The organism is Aminobacter sp. UC22_36 (assembly GCF_044056035.1).
Taxonomy (GTDB): Bacteria; Pseudomonadota; Alphaproteobacteria; order Rhizobiales; family Rhizobiaceae; genus Aminobacter.
In genome coordinates this window covers 1,459,727-1,481,045 of sequence record NZ_CP171996.1, presented here as the reverse complement: position 1 = coordinate 1,481,045, position 21,319 = coordinate 1,459,727, and the positions used below count along the sequence as shown (strand labels likewise).

18 protein-coding genes and 2 pseudogenes are annotated in these 21,319 nt (G+C 63.2%); 7 read left to right on the top strand and 13 right to left on the bottom strand.

What is annotated here, in order from left to right; translation table 11 throughout:
* Positions 1-23: 23 nt before the first annotated feature.
* The 3 genes from ACHMW7_RS10430 to ACHMW7_RS10420 all read right to left on the bottom strand — a co-directional run bounded on the left by ACHMW7_RS10430 (position 24) and on the right by ACHMW7_RS10420 (position 4,833).
* The gene (locus ACHMW7_RS10430) at positions 24-3,500 is read right to left on the bottom strand and encodes an indolepyruvate ferredoxin oxidoreductase family protein (protein WP_395450173.1); all 3,477 of its coding nucleotides are present in this window, start codon (positions 3,498-3,500) and stop codon (positions 24-26) included.
* Between the two features lie 207 nt (positions 3,501-3,707).
* The gene (locus tag ACHMW7_RS10425; protein ID WP_395450172.1) at positions 3,708-4,241 is read right to left on the bottom strand and encodes a hypothetical protein; all 534 of its coding nucleotides are present in this window, start codon (positions 4,239-4,241) and stop codon (positions 3,708-3,710) included.
* On the bottom strand, positions 4,234-4,833 hold the full coding sequence (locus ACHMW7_RS10420) for a CGNR zinc finger domain-containing protein (protein ID WP_395450171.1): 600 nt from the start codon (positions 4,831-4,833) through the stop codon (positions 4,234-4,236). The genes ACHMW7_RS10425 and ACHMW7_RS10420 overlap by 8 nt, the downstream gene beginning before the upstream one ends.
* 95 nt (positions 4,834-4,928) lie before the next feature.
* Here ACHMW7_RS10420 and ACHMW7_RS10415 point away from each other — a divergent pair, with 95 nt between their 5' ends.
* The 3 genes from ACHMW7_RS10415 (at position 4,929) to ACHMW7_RS10405 (ending at position 8,358) form a co-directional block, all read left to right on the top strand.
* Positions 4,929-5,834: a branched-chain amino acid ABC transporter permease gene (locus ACHMW7_RS10415; RefSeq protein WP_395450170.1), complete on the top strand. Its 906-nt coding sequence runs from the start codon at positions 4,929-4,931 to the stop codon at positions 5,832-5,834.
* Between the two features lie 206 nt (positions 5,835-6,040).
* Positions 6,041-6,625, top strand: a complete 585-nt coding sequence (locus ACHMW7_RS10410) for a TRAP transporter small permease subunit (RefSeq protein WP_395450169.1) — start codon at positions 6,041-6,043, stop codon at positions 6,623-6,625.
* A complete protein-coding gene (locus tag ACHMW7_RS10405; RefSeq protein WP_395450168.1) occupies positions 6,622-8,358 on the top strand; it encodes a TRAP transporter large permease subunit in 1,737 nt (578 codons plus the stop codon). The genes ACHMW7_RS10410 and ACHMW7_RS10405 overlap by 4 nt, the downstream gene beginning before the upstream one ends.
* A 68-nt stretch (positions 8,359-8,426) precedes the next feature.
* Here the strand turns inward: ACHMW7_RS10405 and ACHMW7_RS10400 are convergent, their stop codons facing one another.
* Genes ACHMW7_RS10400 through ACHMW7_RS10390 form a run of 3 tightly spaced genes read right to left on the bottom strand, consistent with a single transcriptional unit; the run spans position 8,427 to position 10,736 of the window.
* Positions 8,427-9,668: an RNA polymerase sigma factor gene (locus ACHMW7_RS10400; protein ID WP_395450167.1), complete on the bottom strand. Its 1,242-nt coding sequence runs from the start codon at positions 9,666-9,668 to the stop codon at positions 8,427-8,429.
* Position 9,669: 1 nt separating this feature from the next.
* Positions 9,670-10,173: a YciI family protein gene (locus ACHMW7_RS10395; RefSeq protein WP_395450166.1), complete on the bottom strand. Its 504-nt coding sequence runs from the start codon at positions 10,171-10,173 to the stop codon at positions 9,670-9,672.
* A gap of 32 nt (positions 10,174-10,205) precedes the next feature.
* Complete coding sequence (locus ACHMW7_RS10390; protein ID WP_395450165.1) at positions 10,206-10,736, bottom strand: MAPEG family protein; 531 nt, start codon at positions 10,734-10,736, stop codon at positions 10,206-10,208.
* A 349-nt stretch (positions 10,737-11,085) separates the two neighbouring features.
* Here ACHMW7_RS10390 and ACHMW7_RS10385 point away from each other — a divergent pair, with 349 nt between their 5' ends.
* Positions 11,086-11,451: a VOC family protein gene (locus ACHMW7_RS10385; RefSeq protein ID WP_395450164.1), complete on the top strand. Its 366-nt coding sequence runs from the start codon at positions 11,086-11,088 to the stop codon at positions 11,449-11,451.
* A gap of 67 nt (positions 11,452-11,518) precedes the next feature.
* Here the strand turns inward: ACHMW7_RS10385 and ACHMW7_RS10380 are convergent, their stop codons facing one another.
* Positions 11,519-12,628, bottom strand: coding sequence for a TRAP transporter substrate-binding protein (locus tag ACHMW7_RS10380; protein ID WP_395450163.1), 1,110 nt, complete (start codon positions 12,626-12,628; stop codon positions 11,519-11,521).
* A 296-nt stretch (positions 12,629-12,924) separates the two neighbouring features.
* On the opposite strand from ACHMW7_RS10380, the pseudogene ACHMW7_RS10375 reads away from it, so the two are divergent.
* Positions 12,925-13,699: pseudogene (locus ACHMW7_RS10375) on the top strand (gamma-glutamyl-gamma-aminobutyrate hydrolase family protein).
* Between the two features lie 55 nt (positions 13,700-13,754).
* On the opposite strand, the gene ACHMW7_RS10370 reads toward ACHMW7_RS10375, so the two are convergent.
* The 6 genes from ACHMW7_RS10370 to ACHMW7_RS10345 all read right to left on the bottom strand — a co-directional run bounded on the left by ACHMW7_RS10370 (position 13,755) and on the right by ACHMW7_RS10345 (position 18,807).
* Positions 13,755-14,195 carry an ABZJ_00895 family protein gene (locus tag ACHMW7_RS10370; RefSeq protein ID WP_395450162.1) on the bottom strand — a complete coding sequence of 147 codons (441 nt, stop codon included), beginning with the start codon at positions 14,193-14,195 and terminating at the stop codon, positions 13,755-13,757.
* 17 nt (positions 14,196-14,212) lie between these two features.
* Complete coding sequence (locus ACHMW7_RS10365) at positions 14,213-15,199, bottom strand: 2-hydroxyacid dehydrogenase (RefSeq protein WP_395450161.1); 987 nt, start codon at positions 15,197-15,199, stop codon at positions 14,213-14,215.
* Positions 15,196-16,230: a LacI family DNA-binding transcriptional regulator gene (locus ACHMW7_RS10360; RefSeq protein ID WP_395450160.1), complete on the bottom strand. Its 1,035-nt coding sequence runs from the start codon at positions 16,228-16,230 to the stop codon at positions 15,196-15,198. Before ACHMW7_RS10360 ends, ACHMW7_RS10365 begins: the two co-directional genes overlap by 4 nt.
* A gap of 64 nt (positions 16,231-16,294) precedes the next feature.
* Complete coding sequence (locus ACHMW7_RS10355) at positions 16,295-17,233, bottom strand: DMT family transporter (RefSeq protein WP_395450159.1); 939 nt, start codon at positions 17,231-17,233, stop codon at positions 16,295-16,297.
* A 130-nt stretch (positions 17,234-17,363) separates the two neighbouring features.
* Positions 17,364-17,876, bottom strand: a complete 513-nt coding sequence (locus ACHMW7_RS10350; RefSeq protein WP_395450158.1) for a MarR family winged helix-turn-helix transcriptional regulator — start codon at positions 17,874-17,876, stop codon at positions 17,364-17,366.
* Positions 17,877-18,072: 196 nt separating this feature from the next.
* A complete protein-coding gene (locus ACHMW7_RS10345; protein ID WP_395450157.1) occupies positions 18,073-18,807 on the bottom strand; it encodes an intradiol ring-cleavage dioxygenase in 735 nt (244 codons plus the stop codon).
* 186 nt (positions 18,808-18,993) lie between these two features.
* Between ACHMW7_RS10345 and ACHMW7_RS10340 the strand changes: the two are divergent.
* Positions 18,994-20,077, top strand: a pseudogene (locus ACHMW7_RS10340) (CobW family GTP-binding protein).
* Positions 20,078-20,277: 200 nt separating this feature from the next.
* Positions 20,278-21,252, top strand: a complete 975-nt coding sequence (locus ACHMW7_RS10335) for a WD40 repeat domain-containing protein (protein WP_395450156.1) — start codon at positions 20,278-20,280, stop codon at positions 21,250-21,252.
* Positions 21,253-21,319: the final 67 nt, after the last annotated feature.

The following is a 21,319-nucleotide window of genomic DNA, read 5'->3' as shown; positions in this document are numbered from 1 at the left end:
TTCAGGTAAACAAGTCGTATCAGCTATTCGGCAGCCTGGAGTGCTTGACCGGCAGGCACGATGTTCATTCTCTTTACCAGGCGCTGCCGTTCCCCCGAAGCCTTGTCGACGCTCGCGTGCTTGACGTGACCATAGCCGCGGATCAGCTGAGGCACCGATGCCAGCGCTGCCGCCGCTTCGATGTTGTCGCTCGTCAATGCGCCACGGATCAGCTCGAGATCGGCCTCGTAGCGGTCGAGCAACTGGCGCTCCATGCGGCGCTCGGCGGTGTAGCCGAAGACGTCGAGGGCCCCGCCGCGCAGGCCCTTCATCGCCGCAAGCAGCTTGAAGCCCTTCATCATCCAAGGGCCGAAGCTCGACTTGCGCGGCGTACCATCCCCACCCTTGCGACCGAGGATCGGCGGCGCGAGATGAAACTCCAGCCGGTCGTAGCCTTGGAACTGCTTTTCAAGTTCGCGCTGGAACGAGCCGTCGGTGTAAAGCCGTGCGACCTCATATTCGTCCTTGATCGCCATCAGCTTGAACAAAGAGCGCGCTGAGGCTTCGGTGACGTCAGTCGAGCCCGGCTTCGCCTTTTGCTCAGCGGCCCGGATCGAGGCGATGCGGCCGATGTAACGCTCGGCATAGGCGGCGTTCTGGTAGGCTTTCAGAAACGCGGCGCGGCGGGCGATCATCTCGTCCAGCGTCTCAGCCAGAGCAGGCTCGTCGCCGCGGCTGGTCCGACCAATCATGACACGGACGAAATCCGGCTCATGCGCAGCCCGGCGGCCCCAGCGGAAGGCAGCGATATTCATCGCCACAGCCTCGCCATTGAGCGCAATCGCTTTTTCGACCGCCTCGGCCGACAGTGGCAGGCCGCCATGCTGGAAGGCAAAACCGAGCATGAACATGTTGGCGCCGAGCGAATTGCCAAACAAGGCTGACGCTGTGCGGGTCGCATCGAAGAAATGCGCGTTCGCCTCGCCCGCCGCCTCGCGGATGGTCTTTTTCAGCCGCTCAGTCGGCAGCGAAAAATCCGCCGAACGGGTGAACTCGCCAGGCATGATCTCGGCGGTGTTGGCAACGAAGATGGTGTGGTTCTCGCGCACCGCCGCCAGCACCTTCTTGGCGCCCGACACGACAAGGTCGCAGCCAAGGATCAGGTCGGCCTTTCCCGCCGAGACGCGGATGGCGTTGATGTCGTCAGGCGAACGGGCGATGCGGACATGGGTGAACACCGAGCCGCCCTTCTGGGCGAGGCCGGCCATGTCGATCATGCCGCAGCCCTTGCCTTCGAGATGGGCGGCCATGCCGAGCACCGCACCGACGGTGACGACACCGGTGCCGCCAACGCCATCGATGATCGCGGCCCAGCCATCGTGGTCGAGCGGGAATTGCCTTGGCTCCGGCACGCCCTGCAACGCGTCGCTGGTGCCGGCAATGCCCTCGGCCTTGCGGATCTTGGCGCCATGCACCGTCACGAAGGACGGGCAGAAGCCGTTGACGCAGGAAAAGTCCTTGTTGCAGCTCGACTGGTCGATCTTGCGCTTGCGGCCAAATTCGGTTTCGACCGGCTGGATCGAAACGCAGTTCGATTTGACGCCACAGTCGCCGCAGCCCTCGCAGACGAGCTCGTTGATGAAGACGCGCTTGTCGGGATCGGGGAAGGTGCCACGCTTGCGACGGCGGCGTTTTTCGGCAGCACAGGTCTGGTCGTAGAGCAGGACGGTGACGCCCTTGATGTCGCGCAGCTCGCGCTGGACGAGGTCGAGATCGTCGCGGTGATGGAACGTCGTGCCCAAGGGAAACTGCGTACGACTGCCATATTTGTCCGGCTCGTCGGTGACGACGGCAATGCGCTCGACACCTTCCGCCCGGACCTGGCGGGCGATCATGTCGACGGTCAGGCTGCCCTCGTGCGGCTGGCCGCCGGTCATCGCAACCGCGTCGTTGTAGAGAATCTTGTAGGTAATGTTGGCGTCGGAGGCGAGCGCGAAGCGCAGCGCCAGCGTGCCTGAGTGGTTGTAGGTGCCGTCGCCGAGATTCTGGAAGATGTGCTCGCGCGTGGTGAACGGCGCCTGTCCGACCCATTGGGCGCCCTCGCCGCCCATGGCGGTGAAGCCAACGGTGCTGCGGTCCATCCACAAGGACATGAAGTGGCAGCCGATGCCGGCACCGGCGATCGAGCCCTCCGGCACCTTGGTCGAGGAATTGTGCGGGCAGCCGGAGCAGAAGAACGGCGTGCGCGAGGCCACGTCCTTGGTATCGGCCAGCATCGCCTGATATTGGCGCAACCGGCTGACACGGGCGGCGATCTCCTCCGACGGGCCGATGACCTTGAGCACGCGCTCGCCGATGGCGATGGCGATGTCGTTGGGGTCGAGCGCGCCCTTGGCCGGGAACAGCCAGTCGCCGCGCTCGTCCTTCTTGCCGACGACCTTCGGCTGCATCGCTGTTCCGTAAAGCTCCTCGCGCACCTGCACCTCGAGCAGCGAGCGCTTTTCTTCGACAACGACGATCATCTCGAGGTCGCGGGCAAAGTCCCTGATGTGCTCGATGTCGAGCGGCCACGGGCAGCCGACCTTGAACAGGCGGATGCCGAGCTGGTTGGCGCGTTGTTCGTCGATGCCGAGATCGTCGAGCGCCTGGCGCACGTCGAGGAAACTCTTGCCGACGGTGATGATGCCGATCTTTGGCTTGCGGCCGCCGGAATAGACGATGCGGTTGATGTTGTTGGCGCGGATGAAGGCAGAAGCAGCGGCGCGCTTGTATTCATGCAGCCGCGCTTCCTGGCCGAGCTGATCGAGTTCGTGGCGGATGTTGAGCCCGCCTGGTGGCATGTCGAATTCGGGGATGACGATGTTGAGCCGGCCGAGCGAGGCGTCGACGGACGCTGTCGATTCGATGTTGTCCTTGACGCATTTGATCGCCGCCCAAGTGCCGGCGAAGCGCGACAGGGCAAAACCGTACAGGCCGTAGTCGATCAGTTCCTGCACCCCGCCCGGATTGAGGATCGGGATCATCGTGTCGACGAACAGGAACTCGGTGGCATGCGCATTGGTCGAGGATTCAGCGGTATGGTCGTCGCCCATCAGCGCCAGCACGCCACCCTTCTTCGACGAGCCGGCAAGGTTGGCATGGCGGAAGACATCGCCGGAGCGATCGACGCCGGGGCCCTTGCCGTACCAGACCGAAAACACGCCGTCGTGCTTGCCTTCGCCCATCAGCTCGGCCTGTTGCGAACCCCAGCAGGCGGTGGCGGCCAGCTCCTCGTTGAGGCCGGGCTGGAAGACGATGCTGGATTGCGCCAGCTGCGTCTTGGCTTTCCACAGCTGCAGGTCGAGACCGCCGAGCGGCGAGCCGCGATAGCCAGAGACGAAGCCCGCCGTATTCAGGCCGGCAAGCCGGTCGCGCTCGCGCTGCATCAACAGCATGCGGATGACGGCCTGGGCGCCGGAGAGGAAGATCCGCTCCTTGCCCAGATCGAACTTGTCATCGAGAGCGACGTCGTGAAGCGTCATCAGCATTTCCTGTGCCCCAACCGCCCTCGATTCGGGCGACTGACCTTGGGTAGCCTAGCGATAGCTTTTCCGGGCGCGGCTGTCGCGTCAAACGAATTTCTTTGCAGGGGGAAATGAGCAATCGAACGCATGTATGGCCGCCGGCCACGCACGAATGCACAAGCAAATGACGTCGACGCGCATGAAAATTTCCGTTAGCCGGAAAGCTCAGGCAGCAGGTGGACAGGGCACGCCGCGGCCGCCGGGCAGATGCCCGTCGGGATGACCCTTCAGCTCAGGGTTCGGGTCGTAGAGCGGGCCGACGACAAGCGGCTTGTCGGGCAGCACCGACTGATCCTGCGACGAAGTCATCGTCGTCTCCAGCGCCTGCATTACGGCGCCCTTGGCATCCTCGATGCGGATCGACACCTTGTAGGCCCTGTCCTTGACCACGCATTCGAGCGGCGGGCTGTGGATCGTCACCTTGTCGTTGAGCGGCCATATCTTCTGGCGCACGACAAGCGCCTCGCCACCGGCAGGGTTCTCGAACGTCGCGATTGCAACCTCGCCCTGGCCGACCGGTTTCAGCGGTCTGAGTGTCACCAGATATTGCACTGTTGCAACCCGGTAGTTGAAGACGAACAGCCGGCCGGACAGCTCGAAATAGTCGCCCCCGCCGCTGCTTTCACGGCAGCCGGCCAATGCCAGCAAAGCAAGCACCGAAAGGGCAAAGGCCGCGCGCAAAAATCTCCGCTCAGGCATTCGCCACCTCCTGCTTGCGCCTGCTGTAGTGGCGCCTCGCCTTCTGGCGATTGCCGCAGACGGCCATGTCGCACCACAGCCGGCTGCCATTGCGGCTGCGGTCGACGAACAGCCAGTTGCAGTTCGGGCAGATCCGCAGCCGCGACATGGTGTCGGCAGACAACAGCGATAGCGCTGAAACGGCGAGTGCGGCCTCGAACGCCAACGGTTCCGGCGCGGCACCGAAGGGTGCGGCGGCACTCAGGCTTTCGCGTGAACCGGCAAGCCCGTCGGCACAGGCGTTGAGAAGGCCTGGCATGTCGGCTGCTGCCAGCACGCCATCGACAACGGAGCGCCGCATCAGCCGATCGGTGGCTTCCCGGATCGCGATCACCTTGCCAGCGATCGCATGCGGGTCGGGCGCGGCAAGGGTCCGGCCCTTGAGCTCGTCGGCGCGAAAGCCGCTGGCGGCCTCGGCGAAGCGACCGATCTCCACCGGATCATCGAAGCGGTCAAAGCTGCGTTCCGCATCACCTCGAAGCACAACCGTGTTGGTGGTGTCGAGCGCGAGTGCGCCGCCGGAAAAGCGATGCTGGATCCAGGAAACTGCCATGCCTCAAATCTAACTGGTAAACGTAATTTGACAAGTTAGATTCCAAAGCGCAATTTCGGCACGCAGCGGGATGTGCCCGCCGTGCCGGGTCGTGCATGCTCTATTTCCTGCAACAGCTTCTCAACGGCGTGCATTCGGCGGCGATCTACGGCCTGCTGGCTTTTGGCTACGCGCTCGGCAACGGCCTGCTCAAGCGCACCAACCTCGCTTATGGCGGCATCTTCGCCTTTTGCGGCCAGACCATGATCCTGGCCGCCGTCTATGGCTGGCAGGCGCTGTGGCTGACGCTGCCCGTGACCATCGCCTTCGGTATCGTCGTCGCACTCGCTTATGCCGCCTTCCTCAGCCGGGTCTTGTCGCAGTGGGTCTTCGCCCCGCTCGTCAGCCGTTCGCCCAACGCGATCGTTGCCGCGACGCTCGGTGTCATGCTGGTGCTGATGGAACTGAGCCGGATCGCCGCCGACACCCATGACTACTGGCTGCCGCCGATGCTTTCGACGCCTGTCGTCTTTGCCTCGGGCAGCACTTTCGTCGCGACGTTGACGGTGATCCAGTTGATCAACACGGCTGTGGCGGCAGTCGTCATCGTCTGGGGTGCGATCTTGCTGGCACGGTCAAACTTCGGCCAGCACTGGCGGGCCGTCGCCGACGATCCGTTCGCCGCAAAACTCTGCGGCATCGACACGACACACGTATTCCATCGCGCCCTGCTGCTGGGCGGTCTGTGCGCCGGTTTGGCCGGCGTGCTGGCGGCACTTTATTATGGCAATCTCGGTTTCGGCGCCGGCCTCGTCTATGGCCTGAAGATCCTGTTCATCACCGCGGTCGGCGGTTATTACGCCCCCGCTCGCGCCGCCCTTGGTGCCGCCGCCTTTGGCATCGCCGAGTCATTGTGGGCCGGCTATTTTCCGATCGAATGGCGCGACGCCTGGATGTATGGCCTGCTCGCGGCGATGCTGGTCTTGGCCGGTGACCGCAAGGACGCACCCAGCGCGGTCTGAAGCGGCGCTTTCCATGTGCGACTTTGGTTGTATGCCGCAGCGTCACAGCAGCTTTTTCCCTAGATTTGCGACCTTCGCAGCGGTTGACGCGGTCAGGCTGTCGTGTTGACGCGACACCCTTGACCGGCATACCCATGAACATCGGGGAATGCTGGAAAAAGAACGTCGGGGAACAACAGCTGCCCCACCACATCAGGGAGGAATGCATGGCAGGGCTTCTCGCTCTATCCAGATTGATTGACCGCATCAACGAGGCAATCGGCAAGACCATATCCTGGGCGATCCTGCTCGCCATCCTCGTCAGCGCGGGCAACGCGGTCATCCGCAAGACATTCAACATGTCGTCCAACGCCTGGCTGGAGCTGCAGTGGTACCTGTTCGGCGCCGCCTTCATGCTGGCCGCCGCCTATACGCTGAAGCAGAACGAGCATATCCGCATCGACATCATCTACGGCATGTTCTCGCGCCGGGTGCAGCACTGGATCGACCTGCTCGGCCACCTGCTGTTTTTGATGCCCTTCGTCATCCTGATGATCGTCTACTTCGTCCCTTATGTCGGCCTGTCGTTCCGCTCGGGTGAAATGTCGTCCAGCTCCGGCGGCCTGATCCTGTGGCCAGCCAAGGCGCTGCTGCTGTGCGGTTTTGTACAGCTCGGCTTCCAGGGCATTTCGGAGATCATCAAGAAGATCGCCATCATGCGCGGCGACATGGACGATCCGACCCCGTTCATCTCGGCTCACGAGCAAGCCGAACTTGAAGGCAAGGCGCTGGCCGACGAGGTGCGTCCATGATCGAGTTCATCGCCCAGAACATGGCGCCGATCATGTTCTTCTCGCTCATCGTGTTCATGCTGCTTGGCTACCCGGTCGCCTTTTCGCTCGCCGCCAACGGCCTGCTGTTCTTCTTCATCGGCGTCGAACTCGCGCCTTACTCCAACAACTCCATCAACCTGTCATGGCCGCTGCTCTATGCATTGCCCGAACGCTTCTGGGGGGTGATGTCGAACGAGACGCTGCTGGCGATCCCGTTCTTCACCTTCATGGGCATCGTGCTCGAACGTTCCGGCATGGCCGAAGACCTGCTCGACACCATCGGCCAGCTGTTCGGACCGATCCGCGGCGGCCTGGCTTATGCGGTCATCTTCGTTGGCGCGCTGCTCGCCGCAACCACCGGCGTCGTTGCCGCCTCGGTCATCGCCATGGGCCTGATCTCGCTGCCGATCATGCTGCGTTATGGCTATGACCGGAGCCTTGCCTCAGGCGTCATCGCCGCGTCGGGAACGCTGGCCCAGATCATCCCACCCTCGCTCGTGCTCATCGTGCTCGCCGACCAGCTCGGCCGCTCGGTTGGCGACATGTACAAGGGCGCGCTGATCCCCGGCCTGGTGCTGACCGGGCTATACATGGCCTACATCCTGCTGATGTCGATCATTCGGCCGAAGTCGATGCCGGCGCTGCCGCTCGAAGCGCGTACGCTCGGCCACGGCGTGACCTCACTGTTTGCGGCATTGCTGCTGGCTGTGGTGATCGCTTATGCCGCGCATGTCTATCTGTCGCCAACCCATGGCGCCAATGCCGACATTCTCGGCGCCTGTGTCGGTGTCGTCGTCATCTACATCGCGGCCATCCTCGACCGCGGCCTCAAGTTCAACATGATGTCGCGGCTGGCGCAGCAGGTCATCATCGTGCTGATCCCGCCGCTGGCGCTGATCTTCCTCGTGCTCGGCACCATCTTCCTCGGCATCGCCACGCCGACCGAAGGCGGCGCGATGGGCGCGGTGGGTGCGCTGATCATGGCGGCGATCAAGGGACGGCTTTCGCTCGACGTCATCCGCCAGGCGCTGGCTTCGACGACGAGGCTGTCGTCCTTCGTGCTGTTCATCCTGATCGGCGCGCGGGTGTTTTCGCTGACCTTCTACGGCGTCAACGGCCATCTCTGGGTCGAGCATCTGCTGGTCTCGCTGCCCGGCGGTGAGGTCGGCTTCCTGATCGCCGTCAACATCCTGGTCTTCCTGCTGGCCTTCTTCCTCGACTTCTTCGAACTGGCCTTCATCATCGTGCCGCTTTTGGCGCCGGCCGCCGACAAGCTCGGCATCGACCTGATCTGGTTCGGCGTGCTTTTGGGCGTCAACATGCAGACCAGCTTCATGCATCCGCCATTCGGCTTCGCGCTGTTTTACCTGCGTTCGGTCGCGGCCCGCGTGCCCTATCTCGACCGCGTCACCGGCAAGAACATCGAGCCGGTGACGACGGGGCAGATCTACTGGGGTGCTGTTCCCTTCGTCTGCATCCAGATCATCATGATCGGGCTTACCATCGCCTTCCCGCAGATGGTGATGCACTACAAGGGCACGCCGGTCGATCCGAGCACCATCGAGATCAAGATGCCCGACATGCCCGGACTGGGCGGCGGAATCGGCCTGCCGCCGCTTGGAGCACCGGCTCCCGGCGGCACGGCACCAGCGCCCGGCACAGCACCAGCGGCACCTGCCAACGACCTGTCGAAACCGCCGAGCTTCAACTGAACAAAAAAGGCGCCGAAAGGCGCCTTTTTCTTTGTCCCGACATGACCTGCTTCCGGCAAGCCGCTGACCTAGGCCGATCCCGCCTGTCTGGCCAAATGCTGAGCCCGTCGCCGCAGGAAGGCCGCGTCTGACACCGAGCTGGCCAGGTCGATGGCAATCGCATAGGCGGCGGCCGCTTCGCTGAAATTCCCCATGCGCGACAGCAGCTCGGCGCGCGCCGCATGATAGGGCTGATAATCCTTGAGCGCGGACGCCAGTGCGTCAAGCGAGCGCGACGCGGCCTCGAGCCACCCTGCCTCCGACAGCGCGACAGCCCGGTTGAGGCGCACGACGGCGGTCGGCTCGAGGCGCAACAGGCTGTCATAAAGCAGGACGATCTGGGGCCAGTCGGACGCATCGCCCTGGACATGGCAGGCGGCAATGGCGGCCTTGATCTGGTAAGGACCCGGTGCGCGGCGCTGCATCGCCACGTCGATCAACCCAAGGCCTTCATCGATCTGCGCCCGGTCCCATTTGGTCCGGTCCTGCTTGGCTAGCGCGACCGTCACGCCATCCGCATCGACACGTGCCGGGCAGCGCGCATGGGTGATGAGCAGCAAGGCGAGGCAGCCTTCGATCTCGGGATCATCAGGGTGAAGCCGGTTCAGCAGCCGGCACAAAAACAGCGCTTCTTCGGCGAGGTCGCGGCCGTAGCCCGGGCCCGCGGCATAGCCTGATGTGAAGATGAGGTAGATGACGGCGAGCACCGACTGCAGCCGCGTCGCCCATTCCTCCGGCTCAGGCACCGCATAGGGGATGCGCGCGGCGGCAATCTTGGCTTTGGCCCGCGACAGCCGCTGCCCCATTGTCGTCTCGGCGTCGAGAAAGGCGCGCGCGATCTCAATCGTCGACAGGCCGGCGATGGTCCGCAAGGTCAGGGCGACCTGGGACTTGGTTTCGAGCGCGGGATGGCAGCAGGTAAAGATCAGGCGCAGGCGTTCGTCCGGAATCTCGTCGGGATCATCAGCGGCCTCGTCCGGCAACAGCGGCCGCAAGCCATCGACCTTGCGCGCTTCGGATTTGTTCTGCCGGATGCGGTCGACCGCCTTGCGATAGGCAGTCTGCAGCAGCCAGCCCTGCGGCGAATGCGGCACGCCATTGCGGCTCCAGTGAGAAACCGCTGACACCATCGCATCCTGCAAGGCGTCCTCGGCGAGCTGGAAACTGCCGAGACGGGCGATCAGGGCGGACATGAGCCGCCCCCGGTCGTTGCGGACCAGGCTGTCGAGAGCCCTGGTCATGGCAACGGCACTGGAGGCGGCAGATGACATGTTACTGTTCTGTCGGGTTGTAGTTCATCAGCGGGCGCACTTCGACGGTGCCCCAGGCAGCCGAGGGAACCATCGCCGCATAGCGCAGCGCGCTGTCGAGATCGGGCACATCGATGACATAGTAGCCGCCGAGATGTTCACGCGTCTCGGCAAACGGCCCGTCCATCGTCTCGACCTTGCCGCCGCGCAGCTTCACCGACGTTGCCGTCTCGACGCCTTGCAGGCCTTCGCCTGAGATCAGCACCTGGTCCGCCTTCATCCGCTCGTTGAGGGCAAAGAAACCGCCCATCATGGTTTCGAACTCCGGCGTGCCGTAGGCGGGTTCCAGCTTGGGGTCACCGTAGATCAACAGCATGTATTGCATGGGCTTTTTTCCTTCCGTTGCGGTTATGGCGGTTTGTGCCTGCAGCGGCAACGTCGCTGCGATCGTAACAGCCAGGGCCGCCAGCAACAGCGTGCAGAGCTGGCGCAAGCGAACTGACAGGTCCCGAACATTCAGGATCATGAAGGGCTCCGTGGTTTTGAAATTGCCGGGGATCAGAGGCCGGTGACAATCCGCACCAGGGCAATGGCGAGCACGAGGACCGCCAGGATGTTGGTGCCGTTGCCGACATAACGCAGCGGGTGGCCGGCATTGTCGATCTGCAAGCCAAACGGATGGGCAAGCCGCCCCACAACCAGCAGAATGCCTGCGGCATGCAGCCACAGCGCATCGGCACCCTGGGCCTCCGCCAGCACCATCAGGACCAGCACCAACGGCACCCATTCGATGAAGTTGCCGTGCCGGCGGATCTTTTGCAGCAGCGCAAGGTCGCCACGATCGCCAATCGAACAATTCAGCGCCGATCTGGCCGAGGTGACCCTGGTCCACAGAACAAACCAGATTGCGATGAGGATAAGGGCGTAGAGAGTCGTCGTCGTCAACATCATGTCGAAATCACCGGTTGAGTTGTTGCCTATGCTCCAAGAACGGAAGCCATTGCCGGATTTCGACATGCCTTCGGGATATTCCCGAAATTCATCCAAATAATTTCGCGACAAGCGCAAATCCTTCGGCGGTCCGGTCAAGGCAGGTCGATGGAACGATTTTTTGATCTATTGTTAAGCGATAACTTCATTAGAGATGGGGCGAAGACAAGAACAGCAGGACTCATCAAGACGACATTGCCTTTGCCAGATCGTCACAATGCTGGTATCTGGCGATCGCCGAAAAAGACCTGACCGGTTCGGTAAGTCCGGTCACTTCCCCCTTGGGAAGCCTGTCCACCGTTATGCGGGAGGACCCACGGCCGGACTGCGATGGCACTTGCCGCGCGGCCGGCGGGTCTGTGGCAACACGCTGAGCTTCAGCGCACGGTCTTTCCGGTCTCGACAAGTCAAATCCTGTCCGCAACCCATCAAGGACAGGAAAACGGACATGAAACTCAATCACGCCAATCTGACCACCACCGACGTTGCCGCTCTGTCGGGTTTCTTCGTCAGCCACTTCGGCTTCGAACAGCTCGACATGCGCGGCAAGGAGGCCTTTGCCGTTTTGCGCGGCACTGACGGCTTCGTGCTCAACCTGATGAAGCCGTCCAGGGACGACGGCCCCTACCCGTCGGGCTTCCATGTCGGCTTCTTCGTCGAAAGCCCCGAGACGGTCCGCACGAAACAGGTCGAACTGGTCGAGGCCGGTTTCGACACGGGCGACGTCCAGGAGCTGACACGCGGTGGCACCAGGACGACGACCTTCTACTGCAATGCCCCTGGCGGCGTTCTCGTCGAGGTCGCCTGCTCCTGAGCTTGCAAACGAAAAGGCCCGGAGCGCATGTGCGCCCCGGGCCTCTGACACGTCGCAGGGCGGAAGCTTAGAGCTTGCCGTTGCGCTGCTGGATCATCATGAAGGTGTCGTAGTTGTATTCGGCGATCTGGGCCCAGAGATAGTGCTCCTTGCGGAACCCCTTGATCGAATCCCAGATCTTCTTGAAGCCGGGATTGCTGGCTTCCATCTCGGCATAGACCTCGTTGGCCTTGTCGAAGCAGGCCGAGAGGATTTCCGGGCTGAACGGACGCAGCTGCGCGCCGTTGGCAACCAGGCTCTTGACCGCCGTCGGGTTGAGGAAGTCGTACTTCTGCAGCATGTTCGCATCGGCCGCCTGGGCCGCCGTACGCAGCAGCGCCTTGTAGGCTGCCGGCAGTTCTTCGACCTTGGCCTTGTTGAACATGAAGTGGACCGTCGGGCCACCTTCCCACCAGCCGGGATAGTAGTAGTAGGGCGCGACCTTCTGGAAGCCGAGCTTCTCGTCGTCATAAGGGCCGACCCATTCGGCAGCGTCGATGGTGCCCTTTTCCAGCGCCGGATAGATGTCGCCGCCGGCGATCTGCTGCGGCACGACGCCGAGCCGCTCGACGACCTTGCCGGCGAAGCCGCCGATGCGCATCTTCAGGCCCTGCAGATCGGCAACCGTGTTGATCTCCTTGCGGAACCAGCCGCCCATCTGGACGCCGGTGTTGCCGCCGGGCAGACCGTAGAGGCCCTGCGTCGCCAGGAATTCGTTGAACAGGTCGATGCCGCCGCCATGGTAGTGCCAAGCGTTCATGCCGCGTGCATTGAGCGCGAACGGAACGGCCGCACCGAGCGCCCACGTGGGATCCTTGCCCCAGTAATAATATGCCACCGTGTGGCAGGCTTCGACCGTACCGGCAGTCGTGGCGTCGGCTGCCTGCAGGCCGGGAACGATTTCACCGGCTGCAAACACCTGGATGGTGAAGTTGCCGTCGGTGGCTTCCGACAGGTGCTTCGACAGGACTTCAGCGCCACCAAAGATGGTGTCGAGCGACTTCGGGAAAGACGACGCGAGCCGCCATGTGATCTTGGGATTGGACTGGGCAATTGCCGGTGCCGCAAGCGTCGCTGCGGCAGCGGCCGCACCTACGCCGGTGGTTCCGGCCTTCCTGATAAATGAACGGCGATCCATCAAAATCCTCCCATAGTGGACCGAAAGACATACGACGCTGGGGAAATATTTGGCCTCCCACCACTAACGCCGACCGCGACAATACACGGCGAAGGGGATGAGTAAAGCGCACCCGATGGGCCGGCGAAAGTTTGACCGCGCAAAACACTGCGGCAGCCCAAGCACCTAAAACTATAGTCTAATCCCGTTCGTCTGGCACATACGAGATATGCAAACTTGTGTTGGAAAAGCGCCACGGGATCGCCTATTTTGTAGGCAAGGAAACAGCCTGCTTTCCAAAGGATTCGAACCCGATCATGCACCAGCCGCTCGTTGCCGTGTCGTCAGACGTCAAGCAGTTCGAGAACTACACCTGGCATGCAGCACCCCAGCAATATCTCGAGGCGGCGATCTCGGGCGCCGGCGTGCTGCCGGTGCTGGTGCCTAATTTCGGCGACCGGCTCGACCTCGACGAGCTCTTGTCCTCGGTCGACGGCGTGATGCTGACCGGCTCGAAGTCCAACGTCGACCCGCGCCTCTATGGCGAGGAAGCGACGGAAGCCGAATGGGCCTTACGACTTCGCCCGCGACTCCACGACCATGCCGCTGATCCGCAAGGCGATCGAGCGCGGTGTGCCGTTGCTCGCCATCTGCCGCGGCATCCAGGAGCTCAATGTTGCGCTCGGCGGTTCGCTCGCCACCGAGATCCAGGAGCGTGAAGGCATCGCCGATCACCGCGCACCCGTCAGCGACAACCAGGACGAACGCTTCGCCATCCACCAGGTGGCAACCATCAAGCCGGGTAGCTGCCTTGCCGGCGTGTTCGGCGCCGGCAACATCCTGGTCAACTCGGTCCACCGCCAGGCGATCGAGCGGCTCGGACCGAAGCTGCAGGTCGAGGCGGTGGCGCCGGACGGCACTGTCGAAGCGGTGTCGGTGCGCAATTCCAGCGCCTTCGCCGTCGGCGTGCAGTGGCACCCGGAATATTGGGTCAAGTCGGACGACGTCTCGCAGCGTATCTTCAAGGCCTTCGGCGATGCCGTACGCGCCCATGCGGTTGCACGCCAGGCGGCACGGACGGCGGCGGAATAAGCTCAACCTTACCGAGGGGGCCCTTACCGGGGGGCAGTGCTCCTCGGACCGCAGCTCAAGAAGCCGAGAGCCGCTTCAACGCGGCGCGCGCGCCGAACGGAACGTAGAAGAAGGCGGCGAGCCAACTGAGGAAGGAAATCGCCGCCAGGCCGGCAAGCACGACGGGCGCCGAAAACCCGTCTCGGGCCGCCATATCAAGCAGCTCCTGAAAATACGCGAACGGGTTGGCGCCGCCGAAAAACACCTTCGCGACGTAGAAAAAGACCGCGGCCAGGCCAAGGTTGAGGATGATGACGGCGACACCGATGCCGCTCGAAAGCGTCGTCCGCTCACCGAGGGTCGGAACGCGCCGGTGATCGCCGACGAACTTCTGCACGACAGGCGCCATGGCAGCGATCACGATGATGATTCCCATCGCCGACGGCAGCTCGAAGTTCAGCACAAGCGAGGCCCCGACCGCGAGGAACACGCACAGCAGATAGATGCCGCTGAACATCAGAAGATACGTGTTTATCACATAGTCCCGCTTTTCACATGTGCGGTCTCGGGCACCGGCGTCAGTGCCCGGCGCTGATCGGAAAACCACGAGAAGATGTTGTCGGCAGCGAGGTCGGCCATCGCCTGCCGGGTATGGACGGTCGCCGACGCGACATGCGGCAGCAGCGAAGCGTTGGCCAAGTCGATCAGTGCCTGCGGCACGTTCGGCTCATCGGCGAAGACATCGAGGCCGGCGGCCAGGATCGTGCCGTTCGACAGTGCCTCGACAAGCGCTGCCTCATCGACAGTGGCGCCACGCCCGACATTGACGAAGACGCCGTTGGCGCCAAGGGCTGCAAAAATCTCGGCATTGACGATCTTTTCGGTCTGCGGCGTGGCCGGCGCCACCGACACCAGCGTGTCGACGGCGGATGCCAGTTCCTTCAGCGTCGGATGGTAGTCGTAAGCAAGGCCGTCGACGGGACGGCGATTGTGATAGGCGATCGGCAACCCAAAGGCTTCAAGCCGGCGCGCAATGGCAAGGCCGATGCGGCCCATGCCGAAAATGCCGACGCGGCGGCCACGCAGCGTGCCCGGCGTCAGGCGATAGCCGCCGTCGCTTTGCCAGCGGCCGTCGCGCAGCCAGGCTTCGGCCCGCGGCAGCTCACGCACGGCGTTGATGAGCAGGCCGACAGCGGTGTCCGCAACCTCCTCGGTCAGAACGTCAGGCGTGTTGGTGACCATGACGCCACGCGCCCCGGCATGGCGGGCGTCAACGGCATCGTAACCGACGCCAAAATTGGCGATGATCTCGAGATTGGGCAAGGCATCGATGAAGGCGGCATCGACGCGGCCCATCGAGGCGATGCCGCGCACCTTTGCCTTCATCTCTTCGGTCAGCAATGCGGGATCGCTTTCAGTGAGATGGACAAGCGGAAATGCCGATTTGAGCCTCTCCGCGACGTGCGGGTGCAGCTGGCCGGGGATCAGGATCACCGGCGCTTCGATGTTGGGTACGGTCATGTGCGTTCTTTGGGTTTTCCGGTGGACTGCCTGACATGCAGCTCAGGCTTGATCAGTTCCTGCGACGGCCGCACCGACTGGCCGTTGAGCTTGTCGAGAAGCGCGCTCGCGGCGCGGCGGCCGACCTCGCGCTGGCCGTTCCACACCGTGGTCAGCGCCGGTGTCGCGATCTGCGCTTCCTCGAGGTCGTCATAACCGGTGACCGAAACGTCGAGGCCGGGCACGAGGCCGGCACGCGCGATGCCGTTCATCAGGCCGATGGCGACGAGGTCGTTCCAGCAGCAGGCAGCGGTCGGCTTGTCCTTCAGCGCCAGGAACTGCGCCGCCGCCTCGAAACCGCCCTGCTTGGTGCGCGGACCGGCAATGCGCCAGCTCGGCAGCACCTCGAGCCCTGCCGCTTCCATGGCGTTGAGATAACCCTGGTAGCGGTGGCGGCCGGTCGAGGTCTGGTCGGTGCCGCCGATCATGGCGATGCGCTTATGGCCGAGCGAGATCAGGTGATTGGTGGCGAGTGCCGTGCCATAGGCGTCGTCGCCGCGGAAGACCGGAACCTCCGCCCCTTCCACCGAACGGGCGATGAGCACAGCGGGAAGGCCGTTTTCCTCGGCCATGACGATATCTTCGGCCGGCGTGCCGATGGCTGGCGACATGATCACCCCGTCGGCGCCGAGCTGCAGCAGCGTGTCGACGAAGGTGCGCTGCTTTTCAAGGTCGTCATAATGGTTGGACAGGATGAAGGTCTGCCGGCTGCGGTCGAGTTCGCTCTCGATGGAGCGCAAAATCTCGGCGTAGAACGGGTTCATGATGTCGTGGACGACGACCCCGACGATGCCGGAGCGCGAGGTGCGCAGGCTGGCGGCACGGCGGTTGTAGATGTAGCCGATCTCGCGGGCATGCTGCTTGATGCGGTCGCGGGTGACATCGGCAACAAGCGGGCTGTCACGCAACGCAAGCGACACGGTTGCGGTCGAAACCCCAAGCGCGTCGGCAATCGTCGAAAGCTTGATCTTCTGAGCCAGCGGGCCCTCCATCCGCAAGCGTGAACGGACGGTCTTTTAAACCGTTTAAAGCCGTATGCCATTGTTCAACGGCAAATCAAAGCTTTTTTGCCAGCTCTTCGGTTTCGGCGTTCGGCGCGGCACGGTTCTGGACCCTCAGCGTATGCTCGCGATGGATGATGTAGAGGCCGCTGGCAACGATGATCGCAGCACCCGCAAGGGTCCAGCGGTCGGGCAGCTGGTCGAACACCAGCCAGCCCAGAATGATCATCCACACCATCTGCAGATAGGGGTACGGCGCAAGTGCGGTGGCGGAGGCGCGCTGATAGGCCTTGATCAGCAGCCAGTGACCGAAACCGCCAAAGACGCCAAGCCCGAACAGCACCAGCCAGTCATAGAGATGGACCGGCAGCGAGCCGGCGAGCGGAACGGCCGGCAGCATGAAGATCGCCGGCACGACCGCCGAATAAAGGATCAGGCTCTCGGCGGTTTCGCGGTTGCCCATCTGCCGGGTCATGATGGTGTAGAGCGACGAGCTCAGCATGGCGCAGAGCGAAAAGACATGCCCCATGTCGAAGCCGCCGAAGCCCGGCCGGGTGATGACGAGCACGCCGAGAAAGCCGACGAGAACGGCGAGCCAGCGCCGCCAGCCGGCCCATTCGCCGAGCATCGGTCCGGCAAGTGCGGTGATGACCATTGGACTGGCGAAGTTGATCGACACCGTTTCGGCGAGCTGCAGGGTCTGCAGCGCCAGGAAATTGAAGATCGTCGAGCCGAACATGAACACGGCGCGCAGGATCTGCAGCTTCAGGCTCTGCGGTACCAGGCGCTCCGGGCGCTGCCAGGCCTTGAACAAAACGATGACAATGAGCGCGTGCACGGCAAAGCGCACCCAGGTGACGAAGGGTGCGGCCATGCCTGATGTGACGAGATGCTTGGCGCTGGTGTCGAGGAAGGAAAACACCAGACCGCAGGCGAATATCAGCAGGATCGCCGATGCGGGCGTTGCGGATTCTGCTGGTTTTGGAGGAGACACGCTGGCAGGCCGGGCAAATGACTGGGATATCTGGCTATTGCGCCTATCGCCGCCGCCCGGCAAGGCAAAAGAGGTGGACCAGGCTCTTTTCTATCCCTGTAACAGGGATAGAGCGTCGCGACCGCAGCTGTCATTCCGCCGCTTCGGCTTCCACTTCCGGCTCGACTTCGGCGCCGCCCTCGACGTCGGCCGCAGCCTCGTCGTCGATCAGGGTCAGGTCGGACAGATTGGCCTCGATGCGCAGCAGAAGCTTGGAAAGCTGCTTCACATCCTTCTTGTCAAACCCCTTGAGCGCCTGCTTCTCGGTCTTCTTGACCGATTTCTCGACGGCGCGGATGGCATCCTGGCCGGTTTCGGTCAGGAAGATATGGGCCTGGCGGGCATCGGTTTCGGACGCACGCTTCTCGAGGAAGCCCTGGGCCTGGAGCCGGTTGATGGTCTTGGTGATCGTCGGCGGACGTACGCCGAGCCGCGAGGCGAGCTGGCCGGGAGTCTGGCCGTCGTCGTCGTGCAGTGACAGCATGATCTGGTCCTGGCCGGCATAGAAGCCGTGCGCCAGAAGCCGTGCGGCAAGCGAAGTGCGCGCCAACCGGGCCACCTGATGAAGCCGGCTCATCGCCGCGCCTTTGTTGGACTTGGACATCCGCCTCTCCTGCGCCACGCCCCCGCGCCGTAATGGCCGAGAATAGTTGCTGCGTGGCCCTTGGCAATCGACCGCGGGAGATTGTTGCCGTCTCACTTTGCCGGCAACCGACCATCCGCAGGAGCGCTATTGCCAGACGCATGTTACAGTTCGATGACAGAGACCCTTCGCCGGCAAATCTTTTAGCGACGTGGCGTCATCCCGCCCGTTTCACGGCAATGATCATCAAGGCTTCATAGGCCGAAGCCGCTTCGCGCACCGCACTTTGCACGCCGGAGCCGGCACGGCGCAGGATGCCGTCGTCGGCGTTCATCGTGTCGCGTTGCCCGCCACGCTGGTTGTAGGGCGCCTTGGTCGAGAAGACATGCTCGCTCAAATCGTCGGGAAAGAACATCTGCCCGGTCATTTCAGAGCCCTCGCGCGGGAAAGCCTTGAAATGAATATGCGTGGTGCGGCCGCGATACCAGCCGGGATAGATGGTCTGGAACGCGACGATGCCGGCCTTGTCGGTGCGCTGCCACCCGCGCAGGAACTTCTGGCCTGACGTATCGACGTCGCGATTGTCGCCCTGGCCGGGATAGCCGGAATAGTGGCCCGTTGCGTCACAGTGCCAGATGTCGACCCGCGCGCCTTCGATCGGAATGCAGGCCTCGTCGACGACTTGCAGGCGCACGGTAAGCTTGACGCCCTCGCGCCCTTCGGTGATCTCGCTGCGCTCCAGCGCCGGGTCGAAATAATAGGGACCTTCCGTCGTCTCGGGCGTGATCGCGCAGACACCGGCGCCGGGCATCAGCAACGCGGCATCAGATGCCGGCGAAGCCTGCTGGGCAAACAGCTGCACCGGCACGAGCGCTGTGCCGCCCGCCGTCACCGCGATCAGGCCAAGTGCCCGGCGGCGGCTCAGTCTGCTGGGAAAAGACGCTTTCTGCATCGCTGGCTGTCTCCGCGAAATGGGTCGGCAAGCCCCTTGCCCACCCATCAATCTAGGTGCGCCCCGTCTGCTGTCCCAATGAAACTTCCGTAATGTTCGCAACGCGCGGCCGTGATGACGTTTGAGACGTGCAAAAGCCTCTTTGGCATCCTATATGGAGCCTCTATCCGATCCCGAGGACGCTCCATGACCGAAGCCCAGACCCAAATCCCCGTGACCGTGCTGACCGGCTATCTCGGTTCCGGCAAGACGACGCTGCTCAACCGCATCCTGTCGGAAAACCACGGCAAGCGTTATGCGGTGATCGTCAATGAATTCGGCGAGATCGGCATCGACAACGACCTGATCGTGGAATCCGACGAGGAAATCTACGAGATGAACAATGGCTGCGTCTGCTGCACGGTGCGCGGCGACCTGATCCGCGTCGTCGAGGGCCTGATGCGCCGTCCCGGCCGCTTCGATGCCATCGTCGTCGAGACGACCGGCTTGGCCGACCCGGTGCCGGTGGCCCAGACCTTCTTCATGGACGATGACGTGCGCTCCAAGACCAAGCTCGACGCCGTCGTCGCCCTCGTCGACGCCAAGCACCTGCCGTTGCGCCTCAAGGATTCCCGCGAGGCCGAGGACCAGATCGCCTTTGCCGACGTCGTCGTGCTCGAACAAGACCGACCTGGTGACCGCTGACGAGCTGCGCGACGTCGAAGCCGCCATCCGCGCCATCAACCCGTCGGCGAAGATCCACCGCACCACCCGCGCCGGCGTGGCGCTCGACCAGGTGCTCGACCGCGGCGCCTTCGACCTGAAGCGCGTTTTGGCCGACGACCCGCATTTCCTCGACGCGCATGATCATGACCACGATCATGAATGCGGCCCGAACTGCGACCACGACCATCATCATCACGATCATGATCACGACCATGCCCATCATGATCACGACCATCACGAGCACGGCGCGGTATCGCCGATCCATGACGTGACGGTGCAGTCGGTTTCGCTGCGCGGCGGCGAGATGGATTCCAAGAAATTCTTCCCCTGGATCGAGAAGATCACCCAGATGGAAGGCCCCAACATCCTGCGCCTCAAGGGCATCATCGCCATCAAGGACGACCCGGACCGCTATGTCATCCAGGGCGTGCACATGATCATCGAGGGCGACCACCAGCGCGCCTGGAAGGACGACGAGAAGCATGAAAGCCGGCTGGTGTTCATCGGCCGCGAGCTTGACGCCGAGCGTCTCAAGCGCAGCTTCGAGGCTTGCCAGGCGGCCTAACCGCGCCAGCATTACTGGATACCCTGCCCTTCATCCGCCTGCCGGCACTGCGGGGGCGAGCCACTGGTCTCGCCCCGTCCTTAGGACCCCGCGACAACGGGAGAAGGGACAAGCGGTAACGCTGACGCCCCCCCTCGCCCCGTTTACGGGGAGAGGGTAAGGGTGAGGGGCAGCATGAATCTCGAATGGAATAGTCTCTTATGCCGACAGTCGCCCCGCTTGATCTCGACGGACATTGCGTCACAGCAAGCTTCCTCGACGACATCCCGTTCTTTGCGCTTGCCGACGGCATGGTGCACTGGCTCGACCATGGCCAGAAGTCGCTGAAGCTGCACGACGGGCTGCTGTCGGCAACCACCACCGCCAAGAACGACCTGATGATTTCGGGCGGCGAGGACGGCAAGGTGATGTCGTTGACCTCGGCGGGCGTGGCCGAGGAGCTGGCCAGCATCGGCAAGAAGTGGGTGACCTCGGTTGCCTCGGGACCGCAGGGTGCCCTCGCCTATGCCAGCGGCCGCAATGCCTGGGTACGCTTCGCAGACGGCAAGACCAAGGAACTTAACCACCCGCGCTCGGTCGAGGGCATCGCGTTTTCGCCCAAGGGCATGCGCATCGGCGTCGCCCGCTACAATGGCGCGACGTTGCATTTCCCCGCCGCCGACGGCACGCCGACCGAACTGCAATGGGACGGTGCCCATACCGGCGTCACGTTCTCGCCGGATGGCTCCTTCCTCGTCACCACCATGCAGGAAAACGCCCTGCATGGCTGGAAGCTTGTCGATGCCAAGCACATGCGCATGACCGGCTATCCCGCCAAGGTGAAGAGCCTGTCGTGGAGCGCCAAGGGCAAGTGGCTGGCAAGCTCCGGCGCGCCGGCGGCGATCGTCTGGCCCTTCAGCGGCAAGGACGGCCCGATGGGCAAGGCGCCGCTGGAACTCGGCACGCGCGGCAACACCATGGTGACTTCGGTTGCCTGCCACCCCAGCGAGGACATCGTCGCTGTCGGCTATGACGACGGCATGGTGCTGGCGGTGCGTTTTGCCGATGCCAAGGAAGTGCTGCTGCGCCGCCCTGGCAAGGGCGCCATCACCTCGATGGCCTGGGACAAGGAAGAACGCCGCATCGCCTTCGGCAGTGCCGCGGGCGACTGCGGCGTCATCGACATTGCGGGCTAGCGCAATTCCAGGAAAACTGTGAAACGGTTTTCCGTCCGGAATTGCGCACATCAAGAAGTCAGCAATT

Bases quoted from the DNA above. Each gene is read 5' to 3' on its own strand.
- ACHMW7_RS10425 (WP_395450172.1), bottom strand. From the start codon at position 4,241: ATGCCTGAGCGGAGATTTTTGCGCGCGGCCTTTGCCCTTTCGGTGCTT.
- ACHMW7_RS10405 (WP_395450168.1), top strand. From the start codon at position 6,622: ATGATCGAGTTCATCGCCCAGAACATGGCGCCGATCATGTTCTTCTCG.
- ACHMW7_RS10345 (WP_395450157.1), bottom strand. From the start codon at position 18,807: ATGCAGAAAGCGTCTTTTCCCAGCAGACTGAGCCGCCGCCGGGCACTT.
- ACHMW7_RS10335 (WP_395450156.1), top strand. From the start codon at position 20,278: ATGCCGACAGTCGCCCCGCTTGATCTCGACGGACATTGCGTCACAGCA.
- ACHMW7_RS10385 (WP_395450164.1), top strand. From the start codon at position 11,086: ATGAAACTCAATCACGCCAATCTGACCACCACCGACGTTGCCGCTCTG.
- ACHMW7_RS10380 (WP_395450163.1), bottom strand. From the start codon at position 12,628: ATGGATCGCCGTTCATTTATCAGGAAGGCCGGAACCACCGGCGTAGGT.
- ACHMW7_RS10360 (WP_395450160.1), bottom strand. From the start codon at position 16,230: ATGGAGGGCCCGCTGGCTCAGAAGATCAAGCTTTCGACGATTGCCGAC.
- ACHMW7_RS10430 (WP_395450173.1), bottom strand. From the start codon at position 3,500: ATGACGCTTCACGACGTCGCTCTCGATGACAAGTTCGATCTGGGCAAG.
- ACHMW7_RS10350 (WP_395450158.1), bottom strand. From the start codon at position 17,876: ATGTCCAAGTCCAACAAAGGCGCGGCGATGAGCCGGCTTCATCAGGTG.
- ACHMW7_RS10400 (WP_395450167.1), bottom strand. From the start codon at position 9,668: ATGTCATCTGCCGCCTCCAGTGCCGTTGCCATGACCAGGGCTCTCGAC.
- ACHMW7_RS10370 (WP_395450162.1), bottom strand. From the start codon at position 14,195: ATGTTCAGCGGCATCTATCTGCTGTGCGTGTTCCTCGCGGTCGGGGCC.
- ACHMW7_RS10395 (WP_395450166.1), bottom strand. From the start codon at position 10,173: ATGATCCTGAATGTTCGGGACCTGTCAGTTCGCTTGCGCCAGCTCTGC.
- ACHMW7_RS10365 (WP_395450161.1), bottom strand. From the start codon at position 15,199: ATGACCGTACCCAACATCGAAGCGCCGGTGATCCTGATCCCCGGCCAG.
- ACHMW7_RS10420 (WP_395450171.1), bottom strand. From the start codon at position 4,833: ATGGCAGTTTCCTGGATCCAGCATCGCTTTTCCGGCGGCGCACTCGCG.
- ACHMW7_RS10415 (WP_395450170.1), top strand. From the start codon at position 4,929: ATGCTCTATTTCCTGCAACAGCTTCTCAACGGCGTGCATTCGGCGGCG.
- ACHMW7_RS10410 (WP_395450169.1), top strand. From the start codon at position 6,041: ATGGCAGGGCTTCTCGCTCTATCCAGATTGATTGACCGCATCAACGAG.